General features: G+C 36.8%; 20 protein-coding genes and 2 tRNA genes. 5 read left to right on the top strand and 17 right to left on the bottom strand.

Features of this window, described 5'->3' with window-relative positions; genetic code table 11:
- Positions 1–201 precede the first annotated feature (201 nt).
- The 9 genes from EL194_RS01460 to EL194_RS01420 all read right to left on the bottom strand — a co-directional run bounded on the left by EL194_RS01460 (position 202) and on the right by EL194_RS01420 (position 8,836).
- Positions 202–1,251: an ABC transporter substrate-binding protein gene (locus EL194_RS01460; RefSeq protein WP_003774544.1), complete on the bottom strand. Its 1,050-nt coding sequence runs from the start codon at positions 1,249–1,251 to the stop codon at positions 202–204.
- Entirely contained in the window at positions 1,248–2,048 is an 801-nt protein-coding gene (locus EL194_RS01455) for an ABC transporter permease (protein ID WP_003774541.1), read from the bottom strand. Before EL194_RS01455 ends, EL194_RS01460 begins: the two co-directional genes overlap by 4 nt.
- On the bottom strand, positions 2,048–2,893 hold the full coding sequence (locus tag EL194_RS01450; RefSeq protein ID WP_003774539.1) for an ABC transporter permease: 846 nt from the start codon (positions 2,891–2,893) through the stop codon (positions 2,048–2,050). Before EL194_RS01450 ends, EL194_RS01455 begins: the two co-directional genes overlap by 1 nt.
- The gene (potA, locus tag EL194_RS01445; protein WP_003774537.1) at positions 2,893–3,936 is read right to left on the bottom strand and encodes a spermidine/putrescine ABC transporter ATP-binding protein; all 1,044 of its coding nucleotides are present in this window, start codon (positions 3,934–3,936) and stop codon (positions 2,893–2,895) included. The genes EL194_RS01450 and potA overlap by 1 nt, the downstream gene beginning before the upstream one ends.
- Before the next feature lie 11 nt (positions 3,937–3,947).
- A complete protein-coding gene (locus EL194_RS01440) occupies positions 3,948–4,481 on the bottom strand; it encodes a helix-turn-helix domain-containing protein (protein WP_003774534.1) in 534 nt (177 codons plus the stop codon).
- A 160-nt stretch (positions 4,482–4,641) separates the two neighbouring features.
- The gene (gene trxA / locus EL194_RS01435) at positions 4,642–4,950 is read right to left on the bottom strand and encodes a thioredoxin (protein WP_003774532.1); all 309 of its coding nucleotides are present in this window, start codon (positions 4,948–4,950) and stop codon (positions 4,642–4,644) included.
- Positions 4,951–5,015: 65 nt separating this feature from the next.
- Positions 5,016–5,894, bottom strand: coding sequence for a diacylglycerol/lipid kinase family protein (locus tag EL194_RS01430; protein WP_003774530.1), 879 nt, complete (start codon positions 5,892–5,894; stop codon positions 5,016–5,018).
- Between the two features lie 145 nt (positions 5,895–6,039).
- The gene (locus EL194_RS01425) at positions 6,040–8,154 is read right to left on the bottom strand and encodes an LCP family protein (RefSeq protein ID WP_003774528.1); all 2,115 of its coding nucleotides are present in this window, start codon (positions 8,152–8,154) and stop codon (positions 6,040–6,042) included.
- A complete protein-coding gene (locus EL194_RS01420) occupies positions 8,126–8,836 on the bottom strand; it encodes a hypothetical protein (protein ID WP_003774526.1) in 711 nt (236 codons plus the stop codon). The genes EL194_RS01425 and EL194_RS01420 overlap by 29 nt, the downstream gene beginning before the upstream one ends.
- A 125-nt stretch (positions 8,837–8,961) precedes the next feature.
- On the opposite strand from EL194_RS01420, the gene yfcE reads away from it, so the two are divergent.
- A complete protein-coding gene (gene yfcE / locus EL194_RS01415) occupies positions 8,962–9,501 on the top strand; it encodes a phosphodiesterase (protein ID WP_003774524.1) in 540 nt (179 codons plus the stop codon).
- A 62-nt stretch (positions 9,502–9,563) separates the two neighbouring features.
- Here yfcE and EL194_RS01410 read toward each other — a convergent pair whose 3' ends face one another.
- From EL194_RS01410 to EL194_RS01380, 7 genes are all read right to left on the bottom strand, one after another.
- Positions 9,564–11,396, bottom strand: a complete 1,833-nt coding sequence (locus EL194_RS01410) for an LCP family protein (protein WP_003774522.1) — start codon at positions 11,394–11,396, stop codon at positions 9,564–9,566.
- Positions 11,359–12,009 (bottom strand): hypothetical protein, encoded by a 651-nt coding sequence (locus tag EL194_RS01405; protein ID WP_003774521.1) that lies wholly within the window; start codon positions 12,007–12,009, stop codon positions 11,359–11,361. Before EL194_RS01405 ends, EL194_RS01410 begins: the two co-directional genes overlap by 38 nt.
- 130 nt (positions 12,010–12,139) lie before the next feature.
- Complete coding sequence (locus EL194_RS01400; RefSeq protein ID WP_003774519.1) at positions 12,140–12,934, bottom strand: hypothetical protein; 795 nt, start codon at positions 12,932–12,934, stop codon at positions 12,140–12,142.
- Entirely contained in the window at positions 12,928–13,632 is a 705-nt protein-coding gene (locus EL194_RS01395; RefSeq protein ID WP_003774517.1) for an ABC transporter ATP-binding protein, read from the bottom strand. Before EL194_RS01395 ends, EL194_RS01400 begins: the two co-directional genes overlap by 7 nt.
- Positions 13,625–13,996, bottom strand: a complete 372-nt coding sequence (locus EL194_RS01390; RefSeq protein ID WP_003774515.1) for a GntR family transcriptional regulator — start codon at positions 13,994–13,996, stop codon at positions 13,625–13,627. Before EL194_RS01390 ends, EL194_RS01395 begins: the two co-directional genes overlap by 8 nt.
- A 56-nt stretch (positions 13,997–14,052) precedes the next feature.
- Positions 14,053–15,693, bottom strand: a complete 1,641-nt coding sequence (gene argS / locus EL194_RS01385; protein WP_003774513.1) for an arginine--tRNA ligase — start codon at positions 15,691–15,693, stop codon at positions 14,053–14,055.
- Between the two features lie 15 nt (positions 15,694–15,708).
- Positions 15,709–16,560 (bottom strand): DegV family protein, encoded by an 852-nt coding sequence (locus EL194_RS01380; RefSeq protein WP_003774511.1) that lies wholly within the window; start codon positions 16,558–16,560, stop codon positions 15,709–15,711.
- A gap of 110 nt (positions 16,561–16,670) precedes the next feature.
- Here EL194_RS01380 and EL194_RS01375 point away from each other — a divergent pair.
- A tRNA-His gene (locus tag EL194_RS01375) sits at positions 16,671–16,748 on the top strand.
- A gap of 404 nt (positions 16,749–17,152) precedes the next feature.
- Positions 17,153–17,230: transfer RNA gene (locus EL194_RS01370), tRNA-His, on the top strand.
- A 35-nt stretch (positions 17,231–17,265) separates the two neighbouring features.
- Here the strand turns inward: EL194_RS01370 and EL194_RS01365 are convergent.
- Positions 17,266–18,156 carry a LysR family transcriptional regulator gene (locus EL194_RS01365; protein WP_034886671.1) on the bottom strand — a complete coding sequence of 297 codons (891 nt, stop codon included), beginning with the start codon at positions 18,154–18,156 and terminating at the stop codon, positions 17,266–17,268.
- Between the two features lie 113 nt (positions 18,157–18,269).
- Here EL194_RS01365 and EL194_RS01360 point away from each other — a divergent pair, with 113 nt between their 5' ends.
- Positions 18,270–19,694 (top strand): pyridoxal phosphate-dependent decarboxylase family protein, encoded by a 1,425-nt coding sequence (locus EL194_RS01360; protein WP_003774506.1) that lies wholly within the window; start codon positions 18,270–18,272, stop codon positions 19,692–19,694.
- Positions 19,695–19,779: 85 nt separating this feature from the next.
- Entirely contained in the window at positions 19,780–20,709 is a 930-nt protein-coding gene (locus EL194_RS01355) for a hypothetical protein (protein ID WP_034886670.1), read from the top strand.
- Positions 20,710–20,731: the final 22 nt, after the last annotated feature.

The following is a 20,731-nucleotide window of genomic DNA, read 5'->3' as shown; positions in this document are numbered from 1 at the left end:
ATTAACTGTGTCGCGACACATTAACTCGACGATTGTCTTTGTTGTTGTTGTCGTTTCTCACTGTGCTTTTACATTATACATCATCAGTATAGAAATGCAACACTTAAAATACAAAATAATACATTTTTTTAAAAAAAGATTTAATTGTTCCTTTAATTCAACAAAAAGGGCCTTTTTAGCCCTTTTTGATGCGTTTTATCGTTATTTTGTTGCTTTAATTCTTTGCCAATAATCAGAAAGAATTACTTTCATCTCTTTGTCGTAGAAAAATTCTTCGTCCTTATCATAACCTGTGCGTGTGACATAGGAATCGATTCCGTTGAATGCACCATCAGGTCCAGTCACATCATCAATCACAGATTGAATCGGACTTGTATATCCAATTTCTTCAGTGATGCGTTTTGAGACATCTTCTGAAATCATAAAATCAATCCATTTGTGGGCAAGGTCTGGATTGGGTGCGTCAACAGGAATGACCATTGCATCCACCCATGTATTTGTGCCCTCAGCCGGGGAATAAAAGTCCATATCAGGGTTTTCAAGTAAAATTGCATTCGCATCCCCTGAATACATAACAGCAATGTCCTTAGCACCACCAATCATTTGATCAATGATTTCATCGGTACCGTAAACGGGATCCATCGTTTGTTTCATTTCAATTAACCAATCATTAGCTTTTTTGAGTTCGTCTTCTTGTGTCGTATTCATTGAAAAGCCTTGTGCTTTTAATGCAATCATAAAAGCATCACGTTCTGAATCATAAAAGAACAGTTTGCCCTTATACTTTTCATTAATTAAGATATTCCAACCTTGAGTTTCAAGATCTTTACGGTCTACTGTGTTCTTATTATATAGAATCCCTACATTTCCCCAGAAATAAGGAACCGAGTATTCGTTATCAGGATCCATATGACGCCCTTTAAGGCTTGGAATGATATTCTCATAGTTTGTAATCTTTGAGTAATCTATTTTTTGAAGCATGTCTTCCTCACGCATACGTTGTGCTGTGTAGTCAGAAGGAACAATCACATCAAATTTTGAACCGTCTTGGAGTTTGTTGTACATTTGTTCATTTGAAAGAAATTTTTCATAAATAACGCGAACGTTATATTTGTTTTCAAATTCAGGAATCAATGATTCATCAATATACTCTCCCCAGTTATAAACGCGGAGTTCTTCTTTGGGTTCTTTTGCGCCACATCCCGTTAATACAAGAAGTGATGCAAGTAATGCTACTAGGATTTTTTTCATGAAACAGCCACCTTTCTTTTACTACGTTTCAGAATTGGTAATACATTTATAATGATTAAAACAACGGTAATAATCACAACAATAATTGTTGAGAGGGCATTGACTGTTGGATTAATGCGTTTCGACATTTGATAAACAAGTATTGAGATGTTACTTACACCATTTCCGGTCGCAAAGTAAGAAATTACAAAGTCATCAAAGGACATTGTAAAAGCGATAAGGGCTCCCGAAATAATTGCAGGTGTTAGTTGCGGTAAGATGACCTTACGAAGCGCTACCGTGGGCGTAGCCCCTAAATCCATGGCAGCATCTGCCAAACTTGGATCCAAAGACTTAAGCTTCGGTAAGACTGTAAGAATGACATATGGAGTACAAAAGGTAATATGGGCAACAAGCATCGTGCCAAAACCCTTTTGGAGTCCATTTACTGACGCAAACAATAACATGAAGCTAATTGCAGTTACAATCTCTGGATTAAGAACAGGAAAGTTATTAATGGTCAAAATTGATTTCTTAAAAATTTTCTTATGTTTACTCAAGCCAATAGCAGTCATCGTTCCGACTACGGTTGCGATAACTGTAGTAATCAAAGCAATGAAAAGTGAAGTTCGAACAGCAGCAGTAATGTCATTACTCTGCGAGAGTTTTCCATACCATTTGGTTGAAAATCCCGACCATGATGTCAATGAGCGTGAATCATTGAAGGAAAATACCATCATGACAAGAATTGGTCCATAGAAGAAGATGAGCATCAGGATAATACCTAATGGCCCGATCCAACGATTTTTTTCTTTCATTAGAGTTTTCCTCCTTTTGGTTTTGATTCATCGTATTCACGATCGAATTTATTCGCAAAATGCATTGAGAGCATAATAAGGACAGCCATGATTAATGAGATGGCACTACCGAAATTATAGTCACCAATATTGATAAACTGATTTTCAATTAAGTTACCAATTAAGACATAGCTTCCGCCCCCTAAGAATTGCGGAATAACAAAGGTCGAAAGTGATGGTAAGAAGACCAGCGTAATTCCGGAGATTACCCCTGATAATGATAAAGGGAAGACAATCTTACGGAATGTTTCAAATCGATTTGCCCCGAGGTCATAACTCGCCTCAATCAGTGACTCATCCATTTTCGCTAACACATTATAGATTTGCATAATCATAAAAGGCAGGAAATTATAAACCATCCCTAAGATCACCGCAAAATCTGTATTCATCATTTTAAGCGGTGCAATACCAAACAAGGCAAGGAAACTATTAATCAGTCCTTTGTCTGAGAGAATACTAATCCAAGCATAGGTACGAACGAGCATGTTAATCCACATTGGAATGGTGACCAATAGAATGAGTAGTGTTTGCATACGTTCGGAACGTCGCGAAATAAAATAAGCTAGAGGATATCCTACTAAAAGACAGATTGCTGTTGTTATCGCGGCAATGCGAAATGAATCAAGGAGTACTTTTAGGAATACAGGATCAAAGAATTTTTTAAAGTTAATCAGACTAAACTGGAATGGAATCATTTGGTTCCCTACGGTCGTAAATGCGTAAAATACTATTAAGAGCATTGGTACGACAATAAATACGGACATCCAAACTACATAGGGAATAACCAGTGGTCTATATTTCTTCATTAATACGACTCCATTGTGTACATAACATGGATGTCTTCAGGGAAGAAATGGATGCCGACTTCTTTTCCTTCTTCTGAATTATCCGTTGTATGAATGATAAAGTCACGATGTTCCGTTTTAACGACAATCTCGTAATGAACACCCTTAAATAGAATTGACTCTACAACACCGGTTAGTTTACCAAGTTCCACATCAACAATATCAATGTCTTCAGGTCGGATTACAATATCTACAACTTCATTATTTGAGAACCCTGCATCAACGCATTCAAATTGAACGCCATCAAATTCCACAAGGCGATCTTCAATCATCGTTCCTTCAATAATATTAGAATCCCCGATGAAGGTCGCAACAAAACGATTTTCAGGTTCATTATAGATATCCATTGGTTTTCCGATTTGTTGGATTTCCCCTTCATTCATCACGACAATTTTATCTGACATGGTTAACGCTTCTTCTTGATCATGGGTAACATAGACAAAGGTAATCCCCACATTTTCTTGGATTTCCTTAAGTTCACGTTGCATTTCTTTACGCATTTTTAAATCCAATGCACCTAAGGGTTCATCAAGCAGAAGGACCATCGGTTCATTTACAAGTGCTCGAGCAATCGCAACACGTTGTTGTTGACCACCAGATAAGAGTGTGACAGGACGGTGTTCAAAACCGTTTAAGCCAACAAGATTCAACATCTTCTCAACTTTTTGTTTGATAATATCTTCATTGGTTTTCTTGATACGAAGACCAAATGCAATGTTGTCATAAACATCCATATGTGGAAAAAGTGCATACCGTTGAAAAACTGTATTAATCTCACGTTTATAAGGGGCTAATTTCGAAATCTCAATACCTTCGAAATATACTTCACCAGAACTCTGCTCTAAAAATCCACCTAAGATTCTTAAAAGTGTTGTTTTTCCACAGCCTGAAGGGCCAAGTAGTGTCACAAACTCATTCTCAAAGATATCCAAGTTGATGCCTTTTAAGACAAGTTGATCTTCAAAGCTCTTCACAATATTTGTAAATTGAATTAATGCTTCCATATTCTTCCTCCTTAAAATACTGGGGGTGTACACACCCAGATAACACGTGCTTTCTGTTGATGCTCGTTTACCAAGGCATGGTTACGATTTCCTTTAATGTAAAAGGTTTGACCTTTTGAAACCGTAATTGTTTCATCACCATACCTTAATGATACCTTACCTTGGAGTACATAGCCAAATTCTTCCCCTTCATGCGGTAAAATTTCATTAGATTCCCCACCGGGTTCAAGTTCTAAAAGAATGGGCTCCATCTCATTCTTTTGCGCATTCGGCACAATCCAATGGATGGTAGAGTCTTCACGTTCATCGATAAAATAATCATCCGCAGTAAAGACAACTTGTTCCGCAGACTCTTCTTTAAAGAATACTGATAGATTTGTCCCCAGCGCTTCCACAATATCATTGAGTGTTGCGATGGACGGTGACGTTAAATCATTTTCAAGTTGCGATAAAAACCCTTTGGTTAATTCACTGCGACTTGCAAGTTCTTCTAAGGTCAGACCATTTTTTGTTCGCAACTGTTTGAGTCGTTTTCCAATTTCCATAGTTCCTCCCTTGTTTAGTGTTGGTAAACTTTTATATTAGTAAGTATAAACACAAACTAATTATACATAATGCTTTCTAAAAAGCAAACGAATTAATTAAAAAAATGTAAAAATAAAAAGACCAACAGAGTGTTGGTCTTTTCGAGATTAATCAATTCGATTATTGTGCTGAACGAATAAATTTTTCAAGTTCAGGTTTTGGTAAAAATCCTGTCTTGCGTCCAACGGGTTTTCCATCTTTAAAGAGAATTAAAGTAGGGATTGACATTACGTCGAAACGTTGTGCTAATTCGCCTTCTTCATCTACATTAACTTTTAAGATTGTTGCTTCATCTGCCATTGTTGTTGAAAGTTCTGTCAAGATTGGAGCGATCATCTTACATGGTCCACACCAGTTTGCATAAAAATCAATAAGTACTACGCCATCTTTAACGGCTTCATTAAAATCTGTTTTTGTTATATTTTTCATTTGATAGTGTCCTCCTATTTGCTTAGTTATTATATCACAAGTATTTCATATGTACCTTAATATGCTCACAGAGCATTTGGAACGCGTAGCTTCAGTTTTCCATCGAGTACACGAGCATGAATGGTTGAATATTCAAAGACCTCACCATCACATCCTAAAGCTACAGTTTGATTGCACTGAATTTTAATCTCTTTGGCTTTAAATGTTGTAACGACATCAAGATCTAAATGCTCTCCCTTATAATACATCGGAAGTAATTTAGGTAAACGTTTTGCGGGCACATCTTCCACGATGCACACATCCAAAGCGCCATCATCGATTATTGCATTCGGTGCACTTTGAAATCCATTTCCATACCAACGTCCATTCATAACAGAGATAAGGAGTGCATTATGATTGCTTGTCTTCCCATCTGCCTCAACCGTACATTGGATTGGTTTTTTACGAATGAGTTCGTAAATTGCATAGTAAATATAAATAAGTTTACGAGGAAACCATGTTTTACGGACTGCATTTACATCACGGTTAACTTCCGAATCGACACCCATATTCATACAATTTAAAAAGCGATGACCGTTGGCTTCACCAATGTCAATATGTCGTACAGACCCGTTAATCGTATCTTCGAGTATTTTTTCAAGTGGATGGTTATAGTTAATCATCCGCCAAAAATCATTGCCTGTACCGACAGGAATAATTGCTAATTGAACATCGAGATCTAGACCATTGAGAATTTCATGAGCCGTTCCGTCACCACCTACTGAGTAAATCACAACGTCGTTCCCATGATATTCTTCCGCAATTTTTTGTGCATGATCTGGATATTCTGTATAACGCAATTCATAATTGTCTTCTTTGTCTTTAAAGTTGTTTTCGATCCATGCTTCGACGTCACGATAACGTCCTACACCTGAAGTTGGATTAATGATAAATACGTGTTTCATGATTTCGACCTCAATTCACATATGTTTATTATGGTACAGATGACCTAATAATACAAGAATGAAAGCCTCTACTTTCATAGAGGCCTCACGATTCGTAAGTATTATATCGATTATTTTTTTATTTTGATACTCATGTGCATGAGCTCTATTCGTTTGGACTTTGATTTTCAGGTTTCTCAGATTCTATTCGTACCGAGACCACAATATTACGATGTTCCCCATTATAAAGTCCAGCACGAATGCTTTGTGACTCAATGATGGCACTGGTGTCCCCCGATGGAATTGCTTCTATCGTAAAACCATTTCCATTTGCCCATGCAATGGCATCAGCAACCGTATCACCTATAAAATCAGGAATTGTAATACCTTTTGGTTCTTCAATTTCTAATTTCACGACAATCGTAAGTTCGATATACGTTTGCTTTTGGTGATAATCACCCGGCTCAACACTTTGATAAATCACTTGACCATCACTATAGTAATCTTGATAAGACTCTGAATTTTGGTCAATCTCATTGAAGACAACATTCACACCATTATTTTGTGCCCAACGTTTAATCTCACTGCGAGACATTGATGTCAAATCAGGTACAACATTAGATGTCTCTGTTTCTTTTTCTTTTTCTGTATCTTCAATACGTTTTGGAACGACATCACCCGGATAGTAAAGTCCATCTACATTTTGGCTTGGATTAAAGAGTGCTGAACGATAAGGTTTGGATTGTTTAAATCCAAATGTCTTAACTTTTAAATGATCAGCATCATGTTTTAAGTTGTCACTAATTACATCACGTGCCACTTGAACATCACGCATATAAGGATGGGACACATATTTGCCGCTGTACCCATCATCAATAATCTCGCCCTCACCTTGAAGCTGTGTTGAAACAATTCTAAAGGTATTATACGGCGATACCGGTGATTTCTCGATATTTTGTAAGGCATAACCCATAAGGGATGTGATGTCATTAATGGATATATTCATTTGAATATTGTCTTTCGCAGCATCTAACACATTCACAAGTGTATTCACATTGCGAGTGCTTAATATTTGATTTGCAAGTTCTTTAATGACATATTGTTGGTTCATTTGACGAACATAGTCACCTCCAGTGAAGGCATAACGTTCACGTGCAAAGGTAATTACTTGCTTACCATCCATTTTCTGTTTTCCAGCTGGGATCCAAATTTCATGGAATTCTGTCGGATCTTCTTCTTTCGGTAAAGATCCTCCAAAGGCAATCGGTGACTCAAGTTCAAGTCCGCCTAAGGTATCAACGATTTTAACGAGTGCATAAAAATCAGTTTCAAAGTAGAAATCAATGTTTACCCCCATAAAATCTTGGATTGAATCAATGAGACATTGACGGCTGAATGCACGTGCATGCGTAATTTTATCTGGATAATTATTCTGGCACGCAATTGGTAAATACGAATCACGCGGAATACTTGTCATCGTTATTTTAAGTGTTTCAGGATTAAATGAAGTAAGAATGATGGAATCAGCGAGTTCTTCGTTGACCCCGATCATTAACATCGTAAAGGGTTCCTTTAATACATCTTTATCATTTACGGTTTCTTTACTCTTAATACTGAATGAAAACATGGCTTTTGAAAACTCGATTGGATTTCGTTCTTCCGTTTCAAGTCGTTTTGAAAGTGAACTAAAGTTTTTGGGTACCACTGCGAATTGAATTTTGTCATTCAAACTTGCGATAAGTAAATCATCATACGATTTAAACTTAACATACTCTACTGTTCTTGATTCTTTCGCTACATTTTTCTTAACGGCATCTTCAAATTCTTGTGTCGTTTCAACATAACCCAATGCGCTGTGGTCAAGGTCTTCCTTTTTCGCGTCTTCTTTAAAGCTTATAACAGAAAACTCTTTATTTTCTTGACCGGACTCATTAATCATTTGGTTTGCGATTGCATTAGTTTTAAATGTGTAATATGAACCGACTGATCCAATGATCAACATAAACATTCCAAAGACCGCAACTGCTTTTCGGAAAAAACGAATTCGTTTGGCATATCCCAGTAAGAAAAATAAATTAAGAATTAAGACAAGTAATACGATGATTGTAATTCCGAGCATAAAATATTTACTGTGCAAATTAACGTAGCGGCCAATCACAAATAATAATGCGATATAGATTATGTTGACCACTACTGTAATTAACAGACCAAAAATTGGTCGATGGATGAATGAAGGTCTACGTTGTTTGGTTTTAGTTTGTTGTTTCTTTGACTTGGCCATCGTCTACCTCCATGATTGAATACAATCCATCTTCATCTTTCGTTACATAAATATCTGCTTTCTGTTGAAACTCAGAAACATTTAAAACATCTGAGTCTTTGTATTTCCATGTAATCGAGACACGATATACTGGAATGGTGCGTTCCACATCGTTGGTAACCGTATTAACCGTACCATCTTCAAGCGTCACCAACTCATCTTCTTGTTCTATTAAAACTAACTTATCTTTTTTAGCACTTGCTGATGATGAAGTAACTTCAAGTGTTTGGTCTAACTTCCCTTTTTCTTTGTAGTAGCGCATATCATTATAGAAAGTATCCAGCGCTTGTCCATAAACCCAGTCGAGGTCCTTATGAATATACTGCATTCCACCTACATCGTTAAAACGCAACTTATTGGTCCATGTATAAAAATCAGCGACAAAGTTTTGAGCGATCAGCTCTGAGATTACTTTATCATCCCTTGGATCTTCTTTAAGTTTCGAGGTAAGTTCCTTATAGAGTTCTTTTTGATATTCCGTTGCATTTTTGCGAAGTGAATAAAAACTGTTCTCGCTTGTAGTACCACCATCAATACTTGTTTTTGATTGGTATGCACGGTACGCAAAAAAACCACCTACACTCAAAGTTGTAAGTGAAAGAATTAATATAAAAATGGTAAGACCTTTACTGTGTTGCTTCATATTTTCACATCCTCTATTTATTCTATCATAAAATGTTCGCTCATAATTATCAATTAACGATTGGAAAATCCCATATTTTAATATGTTTGGTGGTATAATTTCATTACATATGACTGGAGGATACCATGAAAACTTTAATTATTTCTGATATACACGGAAGCATCGACCGTTTAAATGATGTTCTCAATACACCATTTCCTTATGATCGCCTCTTACTTGTTGGTGATCTTATGTATCACGGACCCCGAAATCCAATTTTAGAAGACTACAATCCAAAAGCCGTTTCCGAACGCTTGAACCAAGTTCATTGCCCCATTCTGGCGGTACGTGGAAACTGCGACAGTGAAGTGGATCAGATGTTGTGTGAATTCCCCATCATGCAAGACTACACAATTACTGAGTGGAATGATCTCACGATTATGGTGACACATGGCCACCTCTTTGACAGCGACCTTGAAGGACCCCGTCAAGCAGTGGACCTTTACATTTCTGGACACACACATGTTCCAGTCTTAAAACAAATAGACCAGACAATTATATATAATCCTGGATCCATTGCACTTCCTAAAGAAAATCATCCCAACACTTACGGATATCTCGATGGTCGTACCCTTACGACCTACACACTCGATCATAAAGTTTATATGCAATGGGCAATTGACTAGATATAAGATCGAGTCATAAAGTGCTTTAAGAAAAAAACAACCTTAGTTAGGTTGTTTTCTTTTTACTTATTCACAATCTTTATATGAATCGTATTCACGCCTTCATTATAAAATCCTGGTTTCACATCTTGATTAAGAACTTGATTGTTTATATAGTCATGCTTAAACTCAGGAGAATCTGGTTTTACTACATCAAAGGTAACGGATACATTATTTTTATCTGCCCATGATTGAATCTCAGATTGAGAAAGACCATTAAAATCTAACACATCAACAGCTTGTGCGCTACGTTCACTCGGTTTAAGCACCGTTAGCAGAGGTCCTGTATCTTCAGAATTCTCGGATGATATCAAGTCCGTTTGATATGGCTTACCGAAGCTAAACGTAAAGTCGTACTCATTTCGTAAGTCTGCATCCGATTTAAGGTTATCAAGAATGACTTTCTTTGCTTGTAAGTACTGATTTTCAAAAGGCTTCGCATACCATACACCATTGATAATTGTACCTTCTCCGGCGATTTGAGTTTGTACTACTCTAAAAGTAGACATCGGATCTACTGGAGAACGATCGATACTTTGAAGTGCATAACCCATAAGTTTGGAAATTGTTTCTAGTGGAAGTGTCATGGTAATATTTTTCTTTGCTGAATCCAAAACATTTAAAATTGTATTTGGATTTCGTGTCGCCAAAATTTTATTGGCCATTTCTTTAATGACATATTGTTGATTCACTTGTCGGTCAAAATCACCATTGGACATGTTTTCAATACGACGTTCACGTGCAAAAGTTACAACTTGCTTACCATTGAGAAGATTTTTTCCTTTTGGAATTGTAACACCCTCCATAATTGGTTCACCATAATCATCATATTGCTTCTCAAGTGGGAACGAACCCGCAAAGGTCGTAGGACTTTCAATTTCAAGACCACCTATTGCATCGACCATATTTTCAAGGGCATAAAAATCCGTCTCGAAGACAAAATCGACCTTAACTCCGAGATAGTTTTCAATCGTATCTACCATACATTGAGAACTGATACCATGGGAATGGTTAATCTTATCGTAAGACTCATTTGGATAACAAGCAATCGGCACATACGAATCCCGGGCAATACTTGTCATTGTAACTTTTAAAGTCTCAGGATTAAACGAAGCAAGAATGATTGAATCCGCAAGATCATCATTTAATCCTAACATCAACATTGTAAAGGGTTCTTTAATAACATCCACATCGGTATTCGATTGTTTCGTTAACGAAGTGGAAAACGTAAATAACTCTTTTGATTGAGCGAAAGGATTTGATCCATCGGGTAATTCTTGAGTTAATGTGTGGTAGTTAAGGGGTAATACCGCAACATCAATTTTCTTTTCACTTACTGCTGACAATAAATCACGATAATTATCATATTTCTCAAACACGACGTTTTCAGCCTTGTCTGCAATTTTTTTCTTAATAGAAGTTTCTACTTCGGGTTCATTCATGGGTGCGTACGCCACGGTTTTACCATCAAGCACGTCATCACCACTAAAACTCACGACACTAAATTCACGTACTTCATTTTTATTAAGAATGGCATTTGTGATGGCATTGGTCTTAATTGCATAAAACGACCCAACCGTTCCAACTACAAGCCATAATACGGCTAGTGTTAAAAAGAAAAATCTGAACACCTTGTATGTTTTTAAATAACCCAGTATATATAAAATATTTAGAAGTAGGATAAATACCACAACACTTAGAATACCCATCGCGAAATAGCGTCCGTGAATGGATGCGAATCGTCCTAAGAAGATAATAAGTCCCAGTGGCAAAATATTTGAGAGCACAAGAAGTAACGTTCCTACGATACGATTACCTTTATGCTGGCTTTGTTTCGGTTGAAGTTTGAGTTCCATTTGTTACCTCCACAATTGAATAGGTGTCGTTCTGTTTAACGACCGTGATCTGTGCTTCATGTTGATAATTCTTAGTATCGAGCACTGTTGATTCTTTATAAGTCCATGTCGCATGGACTTGATACGCGGGCACTTCTTGATCATTTAGTAAGAATTTAGTCTTCGTCGAAGTAACATCAACGCCGCTTACTTCAAGTGTTTGATCAACTTGTTCACGTTCGATATAAACACGCATATCATTATAGAATCGATCTAACGCTTGGTCGTATACCCAGACTTTAATATCCGGATGAAGAAATTGGATGCCTCCAACATCGTTCATACGCACTTTATTTGTCCACGTATAAAAATCCGCAATAAAGTTCTTTGAAATCAATTCAGAGATTAAGGCATCAGATCCTGATTCAACGGAAGCAAGTTCTTCATAGACTTCTTTTTGGTATGCCGTTGCATTATTTCGAAGACTGTATTGACTGTGATTTGATATCGTTGCTTTTGTAAGTGTCGTTTGATAAGTTTGCCATGCTTGAATCGCAAAAAAACCACCCACACTGAGTGTTCCAATTGATAGTACAAAAACAAGAATCAGTAATAATTTATTATTTTTTTCCATAATTACACATTCCTTTACCTTGATTACAATAATGCGAAACCTATACAAAGTCAATAAATCACAAAAGTTCACGCATTATCACATGTTTTACGAAAAAAACCTGATTGAATCATCAGGTTTTTGAGATTAATTACATAACTTCTAATTTATGATTCCAGAACCAAAGTGTTCCATACGTTAAGAAACCACAGACAAGAATTTGATAAAGGACAACCAGGGCAAGTTCACCCACTGGTATACTTCCACCTTGTAAGAATGCATATGAATCATAGCGTAATAATACACTTCCAAATGATGTGTCAACATACGCTCCAATTTGACCAAGTATAATTGCGATAAGAACCGCAATACCTACAGCAACCAACCCACGATTGTTTTGGAAATAACTTGAGTGAGCCACTGCACCTGCAAACAGAATCACAAGAGAACTCAGCGCAAAGTTTAAGAGGTTATCAATAACCGCAAAAAATGCAACGCTTGATTCGAAATATTGCGTAAAGTATTGAGATAGTTCCTGCATTGCTTGTCCATAGATTGCAAGACTTCCTGTAGTTGTAAAGGTAATGATGAATAGGGATAAAATAAGCAATAACCCCATAATAACTGACCAGAAGAATGCAACCAATAATTTTGATACAAGAATTTGCCAAGTTTTAACCGGTAATGTAAAGAGTCTGTATCCATTTTTATGATAAATACTGGTATAGAGTACATAAATGTTAGCACGGACTGACATAACCGTCACAATCACAACTAACGCAAAGAGCGCTAAGGCAAGGAATGTTCCAAAGATTCCAAAACGATCATTGATCGCTAATTGAATCATTAAGATTATAAGGACACACCCTGCAATCATCATTCCCACAACGGGTGCATAGGCTCTATAAGAATCAACAAGATCATTTTTAAATAGTTTTCCTACCATTTGAATTCCTCCCTAAAGATTTCATCAATTGTTTGACCACGTGCTTCACGTAAATCATCACAATTTTCGTGCATGAGAATCGCACCATCTTTAATGAAGACCACTTCATCCAATACACCTTCAATATCTTGAATTAAGTGTGTTGAAATGATAAGAAGTGCATCTTGAGTATAATTACTTAAAATCGTTTCAATAATTGAATCTCGCGATGCTGGATCAACTCCTGCAATCGGTTCATCAAATATATAGATACGAGCTTTACGAGATAAACATAAAGCGAGCTGAAATTTCTCACGCATTCCTTTAGACATTTTTGAAACAGGCATACTTCCATCTAATTTCATCTTTAGAAATAAATCTTCCAAGACGCCCATATCGAAGTCGGCATACATATCACTATAAAGTCTTGCAGCTTTTAAACCTGTAAGATTGGGCGCTAAGTATTCCACATCAGGAAGGTAAGAAACCAAAGCCTTTGAATCAGAACCTACTGGATATCCACATACTTGAATATCGCCATGATAATCACGTAAAAGACCTACAATTGTTTTAATTAACGTTGTTTTTCCAGCACCGTTTGGTCCACAAAGACCAATAATCTTACCTGAATCCAAATTTAAGTTAATGTTTTTTAAAACTTGATTCTTACCATAATGTTTATTCAAATGTGAAATAACTAAACCATTTTCATTATTCATCTTTCCCAACCTCCCATTCATGTTTAAGAAGGCTTAATGTTTCTTCAAGGTCAAGACCGAGCGTCTTTGTCTTCTCAACAAAAACAACACTGTAACGACGTCCCAATTCACTTCTTAACTTCTTAATTATATCTTTTTTATCTGTAACAAATTTACCGTTTGTGCGATCTGTTTCAATTAAACCATCTCGCTCGAGCTCATTAAGCGCTTTTTGAACCGTATTCGGATTTACTTTAAAGAATAAAGCAAGTGCCCGGATGGACTCAATGCGATCCCCTGCTTTAAGTCGACCCGAGGCAATTTCCAATTCAAAATACTCTATGATTTGTCGGTAAATGGCTACGGAACTATTTTTTAGTGACATACCATCACCCCCTGTAACACTTCAATAATACAATAGAACAACAAAATGTACAAGAATTACATTTGTTCCGGTGCATTTACACCGATTAAGTTCAATGCATTACTTAGGGTAATTTTTACCGCTACAAGTAGGTTTAAACGTTGTGCTTGAAGTTCTGGATTACTTGGATCCATAACTTTTACTTCACCATAGAAACTGTGGAATGATGATGCAAGATCTTGAACATAATTTGCGATTTTATGAACTTCACGTTTTTTCGCAGCATCTGCAACAACAGAACTAAATTCATTAATTTCTTTTAATAACGCAATTTCTTTAGGATTTGTAAGTTGATCAATTACATCGACATGAGGTACTTCCCCAGCTTGACGTAAAATTGAACAAATACGAGCATGTGCATATTGTACATAGAACACTGGATTATCGTTTGATTTTTTACGAGCTAAACCAAGGTCAAAATCAAGTGGTGTTGCAAGTGCACGACTTACAAAGAAGTAACGTGTTGCATCCACACCAATATCATCAACAAGTTCTACGAGACCCAATGCATTCCCCGTACGTTTTGACATCTTAACTTCAACGCCTTCGTCCACAAGACGAACCATTTGAATGATATCAACATCAAGAACATTTGGATGTCCAAGTGCTTCAAGAGCAGCTTGCATACGTACAATATAACCATGGTGGTCACCACCCCATAAGTTAAGTAAATGTGTATAACCACGTTCGAGTTTATAGATATGGTTAGCAATATCGGGTACAAGGTAAGTATATGATCCGTCACTCTTAATTAGAACACGGTCTTTATCATCACCGAAATCTGTTGAACGAAGCCAGAGAGCCCCATCTTCTTCAAACGTTACACCTTTCGCTTTAAGTGCTTCTAGAGATTCTTCGACACGTCCGTCATCATACAGCCATTTTTCACTAACCCATGAATCCATTTCAACACCAAATGTATTTAAATCTTCTTTAATACGTTCTAATTCTAATTTAATTCCAAGTTCTTTAAAATATGGTACCCATTCTTCTTCAGGTGCGCTTAACCATTTATCCCCTTCAGTTTCTTTAACATCATTTGCGATTTCAATAATATCCGGTCCATGATATCCATCTTCAGGTAAAGGTGCTTCCATACCAAAGGCTTGTTTATAACGTGCGTAAAGTGAATGACTTAACATTAAAATTTGATTTCCAAGGTCATTAATATAGTACTCACGAAGCACATCATATCCTGCAAAAGACATAATACGTGAAAGGGAATCTCCCCATGCTGCACCACGTGCGTGACCAACATGAAGTTGTCCTGTAGGGTTAGCCGATACATATTCATTCAATAATCGGATTCCTTCTCCAGCATTTGAACGACCATAATCTTTACCTGCTTCAATAACATCATTAACAACGCTACCTAATACAGCAGGTTTCATTACAAAGTTAATAAATCCAGGTCCCGCAACACTAATGGACTCAACCATTTCGTTGTCTTCTAATTTTTCAACAATAACGCCAGCGATTTCGCGTGGGTTTTTCCCAACACGTTTTGTAAGACGCATTGCGATGTTTGTGGAGTAATCTCCCATTTCTGGATTATTAGGGATTTCTAACATTACAAGTCCATCTTCTTTTTCAATGCCAAACGCATCAAGAATAATATCTTCGATGTGTCCAACTAGTTTTGTTTCAATTTTATTCATATTAAAGCTCCTTCTCTATATTTTATCTTTAATTAGTTTTTTTCGCCAAGCAATCGCGATGCTGCCTGGTCCTGTATGAGCAAGTACAATAGGATATAAAGGACGTTTTATGACCTCGACCCCGAAGTGTTTTTCTAAATCTTTAACGACAGCATTGTAGATTTTTTCTTCACAACCACCATCTAAAACAATCCATTCATAATCATCTTTGTTTCGATCTACAACACTGTGATCAAAACCCACACGAACTGCTTTTTTGTAGGTCCTTACTTTCTCTGCCAAGTCGATTTCACCATTTGATACTTTTAGTACCGGTACGATTTTAAGTAAATTCGCAATGGCTGCAGCTGCTGGCGTAATACGACCTCCACGCTTAAGGTAGATAATATTCTCAGGTATAAGCGATGCATACATATCCGCTTCATCTTCGATGAGCGTCCTTATAGCATCGGGCTCCATACCCCGCCTTATCATTTCCTTAACTTCAAGACTTAATAAAAACAATGGGCAACTGACAAATTTAGAATCAATTACCGTTACGCGTCCATCATAATCTTGAGCAAGTCCGCATGCAGTTTGATACGTTCCACTGAGCTTACTTGAAATTGGTAAAAAGATTATATGGTCATATGTTTTTAAAACGTCATCAAACAATTCGATCAACCCACCTAAAGGTGGTTGCGATGTTGAAACAGATGATCCGTTTTTCATCGCCTGAATTAATTGTTCACGAGAGATGCCTTCTTCTTCCATATATGCTTTTCCATCTATTGTTAAAGGCATACGTGCTACGATAATCTCATGATCAATTGCTTCCTGCTTTGAAACACCTGCCGATGAGTCTGTGATAACAGCAATTTTCATCATAAATGTCCTCCATTAGTATGATTACTATATCATATTTCTTATATAATTCACTATATTTTGATGTGTGCCTTTACAAACGTTTTTTTAAACGCTATAATGGTCTAGCAATGGCGATCGTGGTGAAGTTGGTTAACACACCGGTTTGTGGTACCGGCATTGCGCGGGTTCGAGTCCCGTCGGTCGCCCCATATTGAAATAACACCCACTTTATGTGGGTTTTTATTTATTTATAGAGCTAAATCTACCACGTCATCAAGACTTCAAATGAACTATAATGAATCCTTTTGACTCATCGATACGAACGCATTTCTTAGTATCCTTATGCACGTACACATACATTCTATAAGGATAGTTCTACAAAGTCATTTTCATTTAACGAAAATAGCAAGATAGTTTGCTAAAATGACTAATTTTCATCTAGAATTCTAATGTTTATTTCAAAATACTTATTTTTATGATGATGTTTCCACAAGAAAACACCAGAAATGATGAACCTCAATCACATTTGAGTCAAACACTATAAATTCTTCCGTTTTTTGACATTCAACTCTTTACAAGATTTAATTTTATGGTTATAATTGACGAGGATATGGCGATCGTGGTGAAGTTGGTTAACACACCGGTTTGTGGTACCGGCATTGCGCGGGTTCGAGTCCCGTCGGTCGCCCCATATTGAAATAACACCCACTCTTAGGAGTGGGTTTTTTATTGTTTATGAATATAGGTTTGATCAATTTCCTGAATAAAAGCCTTCATATGGGTCGTCAGGAATTTTTTTTTGTGATAGAGAACTTGTGCATACATTGAAACACTAGGAATATCAACACGGACTTCTTTAAGTATTTGCTGTTCCAATTCCTCTTTAACCGAGAATTCCGGTAGAAATGATAAGCCAAGACCCTTTTTTAATACCGCAATGATGATTTCCGTATCACCTACTTCAAGAATCGCATTTAAATCTACGCGTCGTTTCGCAAGACTTCGCTCGAGTTCATACCGATACGCTTCGCCTTGTTCCGTTAATAAAAAAGGAGCATCCGAAAATTCTTCTAAATTGTAGGTTTTCGTACTACTTACAGAGGCATCTGCACTTACAAAGAGGATGCTTTCTTCTTTCTCAAATACCTTTACCATGTCCGCACCATATATTTGGTAATCAAGCGTAAAGAGAATGTCGATTTCATTACGGCGAACCATCCCAAGAAGTTCTTCGGTCTTTCCTATAATTACTTTAATTTCCACATTAGGATGTTCACGGTGAAAATTATAGATAAGTTCTGGAAAGACACTTGATCCAAGTGATCCCACTGTACCCACTCGAATGGTCCCATGTTCTTTCTTAGCGGATTGATTAAATATACGGGCTTCCTCTACCGTCCTTAAAACTTCATTCGCATAGAAAATAAATGCTTCACCTTCTTCGGTCAAATGAATTTTACGATTCATACGATCAAAGAGTTTCGTTTGAAGTTCTTCCTCGAGTTGTTGGATTTGAATGGTTACCGCAGCCTGAGTATACCCTAGTGCATCCGCTGCTTTACTAAAACTTTCTTTCTCCACAACCTTCACAAATGTCTGAAAATGTCGAAGATTCATATGCCCTCCCATTAATTATATTTATCCGTTTTATAAATTCTATTAAATATTCTTATTATAGAACTTATGGTATATTTTCATTAACACAAAGTCAAGTTAATGGAGGTATATGAATGAAACGATATGAACTCGATGAAGATGCTACGATCGAAGCAATAATGATTGAATTTATTAATACATTTTATGAGGGTGAAGCAAATCCAGGGAAAGGTCCTGTATGTACCATTGCACCCGATGATGTTTTGGAACGTCTGAAAAATCAAGAAATGCCAAAGCAAGGACGTGATGTGGAATCAGTTGTATCCGAACTTATGACCGATATTTATCCTTACAGTTTACGAAGTTCACACCCACGTCATTTTGGATTTATTCCAGGACCTGCAACAAAACTCTCAGTACTGGGTGATTTAATGTCAAGTGCTTACAATGTTCATGCAAGTAATTGGGTAAACAGTTCAGCTGCAAGTACAGTCGAAGAAAATACCATTCAATGGCTTACAAAACAAATTGGATATGATAACCAAGCAGGTGGTTTGTTTGTTTCCGGTGGTTCGATGGCAAACTTAACAGGCCTCATCGCTGCTCGCGATAAAATATTAACTGAAGAGAACCGTCATTTAGGTGTCATTTATCTTTCAGACCAAACGCATCATTCTGTGGAAAAAGGATTAAAAATCATTGGATTTACAAGTCGTCAATTCCGTTTTATTGAAACGGATGACTTATTTCAAATTAAAAGTGATGTTTTGGAAAAGACGATCTTAAATGACTTAGACCAAGGATTGGTACCTTGCTGTGTTGTTGCGACTGCAGGTACTACCAATACAGGAACCGTTGATCCACTCGATGAGATTGGTGATTTGTGTAGTAAGTATAATCTTTGGATGCATGTAGATGGCGCTTATGGTGCCTCATTTCTCCTTTCCACAAATCAAGTCCACCGCCTTCACGGAATTCACAAAGCAGACAGTGTCAGTTGGGATGCACATAAATTACTGTTCCAAACTTATAGTTGTGCCATGATTCTTGTAAAGGATAAACAAGATTTACTTAATAGTTTTGATGCAAGTCCTGAGTACTTAAAAGATATCGATGGTGATCGTGTTACTAATTTCGGTTCCTTAGGTATTGAACTCACACGACCAACACGCGCTTTAAAACTATGGTTATCCCTTCAAACAATTGGTATTGAAGAGTATACCCGTCGTATTGATTACGGACAAACGCTTGCAAATTATGTTCAAGAGCGCATTATAAAATCAAATCATTGGGAAATGATTTCACCCGCACAATTTTCAATTATTAACTTCCGTTATGTTCATCCCTCATTAAATGATCTTGAAACCGATGCACTAAACACCTATCTCGCAAAGCAAATCGTTGCGGATGAATTTGCAGGCATCTTCACAACAGAACTCAAAGGACATACAGTATTAAGAATGTGTACAATAAATCCAATTACGACGATTGCAGATTTAGAAGGAACCCTCAATCACCTGGAAACGCTCGCTACACACTACTTAAACACAAATCATTAAGATTTGTGTTTTTTTGCTCTTTTACGACACTCACACACATTCATGAAGCATTCCAACTATAATAAGAGTATAAGGGGGAACACATATGAATTTCTTTTTTAACTACACATTACCACTCTTTGTACTCCTAACAATATTGGGATTTCCAGTTTATTTCTTATCAAAGCGAATTCACTTTAAAAAACGTTCGCGTCCAAATCGGTTCAACCAACCAAGTTATGCAGCACGTCCTCACCGTTTAAACCTAACGATAATGGGAGCTTATATTTTTATATCCTGTATTTTCATTATCTTTACTTTCTACTTAGAAAATTGGCCTCGAGCAATAGAGCCGAAAACACGTTGCCAAGAACCCGCTCTAACATTCACTGATCCAAGTGGTTATCTTGATGCGAAACCAGAATATGCACTGTGCTTCGATGAACATTCTCAGTTGATCTTCGAAGATCCAAACACTGCATTCGATTCGTTTATCAAAGATCACCGTTTTGATCTCTACAAGGTTCATTTAAAGTTTAAACGATTTACGCCGATCAATCGAAAAACATATCGAAATTACGCAAACTTAGATATAAATAATGAACTTGAAGCACCACATGCTCAATTCTTTAAAATTTTCAATCAAAGTGTCTATCCAAATACACAAGGACAAACGCTTCGATTTATTCCACTCAACGTTGATGCGATTGAATTTAGTGAAACGTATAAGAAACCCGATGGTGACATTGAACGAACCGAACAACATCAAGAATTTGCCATTATATCGGTATCGCTTGATTTACAAAGTGATGACCCAATTATTGATTTTAGAAATGCGTTTACGCTCGTTTCAGATGACACAACCACCTACTTATCGCCACGACTTGTTTTAAATAAGAATAACGAACGTATGGACCTCAAGTCACGAAATAATCAAGCAACGTTAATTTTCAATGTTGATCAAGATACGCCCTACAATCTTATCTTCGCAACGGAACACACAATTCCGCAAAAAGAAGTCATTCGAAAACCATAATAAAAGTCCACAATTGTGGACT

It is taken from the genome of Erysipelothrix rhusiopathiae, assembly GCF_900637845.1.
Classification (GTDB): domain Bacteria; phylum Bacillota_I; class Bacilli_A; order Erysipelotrichales; family Erysipelotrichaceae; genus Erysipelothrix; species Erysipelothrix rhusiopathiae.
The sequence above is the reverse complement of the archived record's forward strand: the minus strand, read 5'-3'. Positions and strand labels throughout refer to the sequence as shown.